6 protein-coding genes and 1 pseudogene are annotated in these 6,301 nt (G+C 59.9%); 6 read left to right on the top strand and 1 reads right to left on the bottom strand.

The features are described 5' to 3' along the window. Nucleotides 1-2,162, bottom strand: a 2,162-nt coding sequence (locus tag IBX54_RS11530) for a cation-translocating P-type ATPase (RefSeq protein WP_296542799.1), incomplete at its 3' end; no start/stop codon positions are given. Between the two features lie 77 nt (nucleotides 2,163-2,239). On the opposite strand from IBX54_RS11530, the gene IBX54_RS11525 reads away from it, so the two are divergent. From IBX54_RS11525 to IBX54_RS11500, 6 genes and pseudogenes are all read left to right on the top strand, one after another. Next, the gene (locus IBX54_RS11525; RefSeq protein ID WP_296542798.1) at nucleotides 2,240-2,437 is read left to right on the top strand and encodes a heavy-metal-associated domain-containing protein; all 198 of its coding nucleotides are present in this window, start codon (nucleotides 2,240-2,242) and stop codon (nucleotides 2,435-2,437) included. Nucleotides 2,438-2,449: 12 nt separating this feature from the next. Further along, on the top strand, nucleotides 2,450-3,118 hold the full coding sequence (locus IBX54_RS11520; protein ID WP_296542797.1) for a Crp/Fnr family transcriptional regulator: 669 nt from the start codon (nucleotides 2,450-2,452) through the stop codon (nucleotides 3,116-3,118). A gap of 96 nt (nucleotides 3,119-3,214) precedes the next feature. Continuing rightward, nucleotides 3,215-3,406 (top strand): DUF2892 domain-containing protein, encoded by a 192-nt coding sequence (locus tag IBX54_RS11515; protein ID WP_296542796.1) that lies wholly within the window; start codon nucleotides 3,215-3,217, stop codon nucleotides 3,404-3,406. A 268-nt stretch (nucleotides 3,407-3,674) separates the two neighbouring features. Further along, nucleotides 3,675-5,276: a tetrathionate reductase family octaheme c-type cytochrome gene (locus IBX54_RS11510; RefSeq protein ID WP_296542795.1), complete on the top strand. Its 1,602-nt coding sequence runs from the start codon at nucleotides 3,675-3,677 to the stop codon at nucleotides 5,274-5,276. 10 nt (nucleotides 5,277-5,286) lie between these two features. Next, on the top strand, nucleotides 5,287-5,904 hold the full coding sequence (locus tag IBX54_RS11505; RefSeq protein ID WP_296542794.1) for a cytochrome b/b6 domain-containing protein: 618 nt from the start codon (nucleotides 5,287-5,289) through the stop codon (nucleotides 5,902-5,904). A gap of 38 nt (nucleotides 5,905-5,942) precedes the next feature. After that, a pseudogene (locus tag IBX54_RS11500) lies at nucleotides 5,943-6,301 on the top strand (hypothetical protein); the annotation flags it as partial.

Below are 6,301 nucleotides of genomic sequence, written 5' to 3'. Positions count from 1 at the left end.
CTCATGGCCATGGCGGCACCTGCCATCACCGGGCTCAGAAAACCGAATGCCGCCAGCGGGATGCCTGCCACGTTATAGACAAAGGCCCAGAACAGGTTTTGTCTTATTTTCGCGACGGTGCGATTGGAGATGTCCAGTGCAGCGGCCACCAGTGCCAGGTCACCGCGCATCAGCGTGATACCTGCCGCGTGCATGGCCACATCGGTGCCACCGCCCACATTGGCCATGGCCATGCCCACGTCGGCCGCAGCCAGTGCCGGGGCGTCGTTAACGCCGTCGCCGACCATCACCACAGTGAGGCCTTGCTGTTTGAGTTTGGCAATGTGGGCGGCCTTGTCACCAGGCAGCACATTACTGATGACTTCATCGGGCTGCAAGCCGACGCGCCTGGCCATGGCCAACGCAGCCGCGTTGTTGTCGCCCGAGAGCATCATGACCCGGATGCCGCGTTCGCGCAAAGAGGCAATGGCTGCGTTGGCCTCGGCCTTGGGCTCGTCGCCAAAAGCCAGTAGCGCCAGCGCCTGCAACCCGGCAGGCGTTTGCTGCACCATTACCGCCAGCGTGGCGCCTTGTGCGCTCAGTGCTTGCAGGCGCTCAGCCAGGTTGTCAAGCGGCACGTCGAGTTCTTGCATCCAGCGCACGCTGCCAATCAAATAGTCGCCACCGTTGACCTGGCCGCGCAGTCCCTTGCCGGGTGTGCTTTGCAGTTGCGTTACAGCTGGCAACACCAGTTGCTTGTCCTGCGCGGCCATCACCACGGCACGTGCCAGCGGGTGGCCGCTACCGCTCTGCAAAGCGCCGGCAATGGCCAGTAAGTTGTCTTGATCGGCGCCAGCCGAAACGGCAAAGTCAGTCAGGCGCGCCTGGCCCAGCGTCAGTGTGCCGGTTTTGTCGAACACCACCACCTCGGCTTTGTGCGCGAGCTCCAGCGCCTGCGCATCCTTGATCAAAATGCCGTGTTGCGCCGCCACACCGGTGCCTGCCATGATGGCCGCCGGCGTGGCCAGCCCCAAGGCGCAGGGGCAGGCAATCACCAGCACCGTGACGGCGTTGATCACCGCCACCTCGAATGCTGCACCGTTGAGCCACCAGCCCAGCAGCGTGAGCAGCGCCAGTACCAGCACCACCGGAACAAAGACGGCGCTGACCTTGTCCACCAGTCGCTGAATCGGCGCTTTGGCGGCCTGCGCATCTTCCACCAGTCGGATGATGCCCGCCAGCACGGTATCGACCCCGGTGGCGCTCACTTGCACGATGACCCGGCCATCGCCATTGAGCGTGCCGCCGGTCACCTTGTCCTTCAGCGTTTTACTGACCGGCAGCGGCTCGCCAGTGAGCATCGATTCATCAACCTGGGTTTGCCCCTCAATGACCCGGCCATCGACGGCAAAACGCTCACCGGGGCGCACCACCAGCTCGTCGCCCACCAGCACTTCGTCGATCGGCACATCGACTTCACCATCAAGTCCCAGCAGGTGCGCGGTTTCGGGGCGCAGGGCGTGCAGCGCGCGGATAGCGGAGGTGGTCTGGCGCTTGGCGCGGGCCTCGAGCCATTTGCCCAGCAGCACCAGTGTGATGACCACGGCCGAGGCTTCAAAGTACAGGTGCGGCATGGTGCCAGCAGCGGCGCTGAGCCACAACCACACTGACAGCGCCCAGCCCGCGCTGGTGCCCATGGCGACCAGCAAATCCATATTGCCGCTGAGTGCCTTGAGCGAATGCCAGCCCGCCTTGTAAAAGCGCGCGCCCAGAATGAACTGCACCGGTGTTGCCAAGGCAAACTGGATCCAGGCGGGCAACATCCAGTGGCGGCCCAGCAGATCGCCGAACATGGGCAATATCAAGGGCAAGGACAACACAATGCCCAGCGCAACGGGTGCAAATCCGGCCCAATTTGACTCAAGAGGCGCGTCGATGGCGGCATTGGCTGCTACCGGTTCGTAACCGGCATCACGCACCGCACGCCGCAGCCGTGCCTCGATCTGCTCGGAAGGCTGCACCATCACGCGGGCGGACTCGGTGGCCAGGTTGACACTGACCTCCTGCACGCCGGGCACTTTTTTAAGGGCCCGTTCAGCGCGGCCTACGCACGACGCGCAGGTCATGCCATGAATGCCGATGTCCACCCGCATTGCGTCGCTGGGAAGTTGAGCTGTTGTCATAATTGGTATCGCCTGAAATAAGTTGCAAGGTTCACAATACGCGCTTCTGATACAGCCGTATTTTCCAAGGAATTGAAATGAAGCAAATCTTTACCGTGACCGGCATGACCTGTGAGCATTGTGAAAAAGCCGTGGTGCGCGCCGTGCGCCAACTTGACCGCGCGGCCGAGGTACAGGCCGACCGCACGCAAAACCGGGTCGAAGTGGAGTCCACGCAGCCGCGCGAAGCCCTGGCCCAGGCCATTGCCGAAGAAGGGTACACGGTTGCCGCCTGAGGCCTGCGCCACATGAACGCTTCGGCTTCAATGGCGCTGCTGACCGATTTATACCCGTCGCTGGCCCAGGTTCAGCCCGCGCCAGATGCCCCGGAATCCGGTTTACAGCCTTTTGAGGTGCTCGCCAACACGGTGCTGTTCAGTGAAAACACGCCTTGCCAGGGCTTTCCATTGGTGTTGCACGGTGAAATCAAGGTGTCGCGCCATTCGGGCGATGGCCGCTCGCTGGAGCTGTATCGCGTGGTGCCTGGCGAGCTGTGCCTGGTCTCGAGCGCCTGCCTGTTTCGCGTCCAGCCGCTCTCGGCACATGGCATCACCACCAAAGCCAGCACTTTGCTGTTGATCAAGCCCGATGTGTTCAGGCGCTGGCTGGAACAGCCGGCATTTCGCGACGACGTGCTGGGTCTGTTTGCCGAGCGCATGGCGGATTTGACCAGCCTGATTGATGCGGTGGCGTTCCAAAGGCTGGACCGTCGCCTGGCAGCGGCCTTGCTGGGACGCGGTCAACAACTCAACCTGACCCACCAGACCCTGGCTGATGAGCTGGGCACGGTGCGAGAAATGGTGACCCGGTTGTTGCGCCGTTTTGAACGCGAGGGCTGGGTCAGCCTGGGTCGTGAGCAAATCCAGATCGTCAACGGTGCCGCCTTGAGAGCCCTGGTGAGTACCCAACCAGTGTGAATGCGCCCGTCTGGGTGACTTGAGTCACATACCCGGCGCCTTGCCCGGGGGTTTAATCGACGCCTCTGTTCTTTAACCTGACCTCAAGGAGTTTTCATGAAATCAAACGTTGGCGGCATTGACCGCATTTTGCGCATCGTCCTCGGCCTGGTGCTGATTGGTTTGACCCTGACTGGCACCATCGGTGTCTGGGGTTGGTTGGGCGTGGTGCCCTTGGCAACGGGTGCCATCGGCTGGTGCCCGCCCTATGCCATTTTTGGTTGGAGTACCTGTTCGATGAAGAAGTGACAGGGCATCACCCTCGTCAGCAAAAAGCGGCTTCAGGCCGCTTTTTTTGTTCCAAAAATGCGGTGTGCGCTCTCCCACTCGTTTTTGCCAAGAGCAAGCAACATTCTTGCATCATTGTCTGTAAATATATGTAGTTAATGATTTATTGATTTAAATCAGAAGTTCAGTACTTCGCAATATTAGGATTTACCCCATTAGGGAAAACCCTGATTGTGGCCAAGCCTTCGTATTGACGGGCTGCCAACAATCGTCAAGTAAGGAGTTTCTGATGCGTATCAAAGATGTCTGGATAGCCGCCATGGTCGCGCTTTTGCTGCTGTCATCGGCGCAAGCTGCCGCCCCTGATGCCTCAGCAAAGCTGCTCAAATCCACTGCCGACCACAGCAAGTTCCCGGCACTGGCCGGTCCTTTTGACTCCGGCCCCGCCGTCACCAAAGCCTGCCTGATCTGCCACACCGAGGCCTCCAGGCAAATCCACCAGACGCAGCACTGGAAGTGGGAATACAAAAACCCGGAGACCGGGCAGCTGCTGGGCAAAAAGCACATCGTCAACAATTTTTGTACCTCGGTCAAGTCCAATGAAGGCGGCTGCAGCAGCTGCCACATTGGTTATGGCTGGAAAGACGTGCAAACCGAGTTCAACGCCGAAGAAGACGTGGACTGCCTGGCCTGCCACGACGGCAGCGGCAAATACAAAAAACCGTCAGGCTTTGCCGGTAACCCTGTGACCAAAGATACCGAATTTCCACCCGGATCAGGCAAGATCATCCGCGGCATCAATCTGGCCGAGATCGCGCAAAAAGTTGGCAAAACCCAGCGCACCACCTGCGGTGCCTGCCACTTCTATGGCGGTGGCGGTGATGGTGTCAAACACGGCGACCTGGACTCCTCGCTGGACGCACCCGACAAGGCGCTGGACGTGCACATGGATGTCGATGGCAACAATTTCAGTTGCGCTACCTGTCACAAGACCGATGGTCACCAGGTACCGGGTAGCCGCTACGCACCCACCGCACGCGACAAGGAGCCCGCCGACCTGCGCGGCAAGGTGGATACCAGCAACCCTGCCACCTGCCAATCATGCCACGGCCAAGCGCCGCACCCGGTGGCAAGGTTGAACGAGCACACCGCCAAGATCGCCTGCCAAACCTGCCACATCCCTGCCTTTGCCCGTGGCGGTCAACCCACAAAGATGTGGTGGGACTGGTCCACTGCCGGCAAATTGGACAAGGACGGCAAGCCCTACACCGTGCGCGACGATGATGGCTATGACACCTATGCCAGCATCAAGGGCGACTTTGTCTGGGAGGAAAACGTGGTGCCGGAATATGTCTGGTTCAACGGCACCGTCACGTACACGCTGACGGGCGACAAGATCGAGCGCAGCGACAAGCCGGTGCCGATCAACCACTTTGACGGCAGCGCCGCTGACGGCAAATCCATGATCTGGCCGATCAAGATGTTCCGCGGCAAACAACCGTATGACCCGGACAACAAGGCGCTCATCATCAACCACTTGGCTGGCAACGACGATACGGCTTTCTGGAAGAACCTGAACTGGGACAGGGCGGCCGCGAAAGGCATGGCCAACGCTGGCCAAAGCTTCTCGGGCAAAGTCGAGTTCATAGAGACCGAAAGCGCCTGGCCCATCACCCACATGGTCGCACCCAAAGACAAGGCGCTGGGATGTACCGACTGCCACGTCAACAACGGTCGGTTGGAACAAATTGACGGTGTCTATATGCCGGGCCGCAGCCGCGACCATATGGCCGGGCTCGACAAAGTGGGCTGGGCCGCAATGGCACTGGTGCTGCTGGGTGTGATCGGCCACGGCTTGATCCGTGTCGTCACTGGCAAACGCAACAAGTAAGGAGATCACCATGGCACGCGTTTATCTATTCAAGGGCTTCGAGCGCTTCTGGCACTGGAGCCAGGCCGCGCTGATCATCTTCATGCTGCTCACCGGTTTTGAGGTGCATGGCACTTACACCGTGTTCGGTTTTGAAAATGCCGTGAACTACCACACCATTGCCGCCTGGACGTTGGTGGGGCTGTGGGTCTTTGCCATCTTCTGGCACCTGACCACCGGGGAATGGCGGCAATACATTCCGACCACGCAAAAAATCGTGGCCGTGGCCAATTTCTATTCGTCGGGCATCTTCAAGGGTGAGCCGCACCCGTTCAAGCCGTCGCTGGCGCGCAAGCACAACCCGCTGCAATTGCTCACCTATCTGGGCGTGCTCACGCTACTGAGCCCGTTGCTCTGGATCACTGGCTGGCTGTACCTGTTCTATGCCGATTGGGCTGCCTGGGGCTTGGGCGGGCTGAGCCTGATGTGGGTGGCCACCGGCCACACCATCGGCGCCTTTCTGATGCTGGCGTTTTTGATTTCGCACCTGTACCTGGCCACCACCGGCCATACGGCCACCGCGCACATCAAATCGATGATCACCGGCTGGGAAGACAACGATGACGCGCATGAGGCCAAGCACGTCTGAGTGTCAAAAAAAGGTTTTTTACGTCACAGGAGTTCATGATGGACAAGAGATTTAAACAAAAGCTGTTGGTCGCCGTCATTGCCGGCATGTTGCTGCCGCTGGTAGCGCAGGCCAGCGAGGCCGATTTACTGAAAAAAATCGAGGCGCTGGCGCAGCAAAACGAGCTGCTTGCCAAGCAGTTGCAAGCGCTCAAGGGCCAGGTGCAGGCCAACGAGGTCAAGACCACGCAGACCGCCGAGCAGATCAAGGCAGTCAGCGCGGCCACAGCCACGCCTGACGCGACGGCGCTGGAAGGCCTGCAAGGGCAGATGGCGCTGTTGCAAAAGAAATCTTTGGGTAATTGGCTGACGGTGGGCGGCGATTACCGCTTCCGCTATGACTATCTGGAAGGGCAGAC

This window comes from Rhodoferax sp. (assembly GCF_014859475.1).
Classification (GTDB): Bacteria; Pseudomonadota; Gammaproteobacteria; order Burkholderiales; family Burkholderiaceae_C; genus Rhodoferax.
This window is presented reverse-complemented; position numbering and strand designations above follow the sequence as displayed.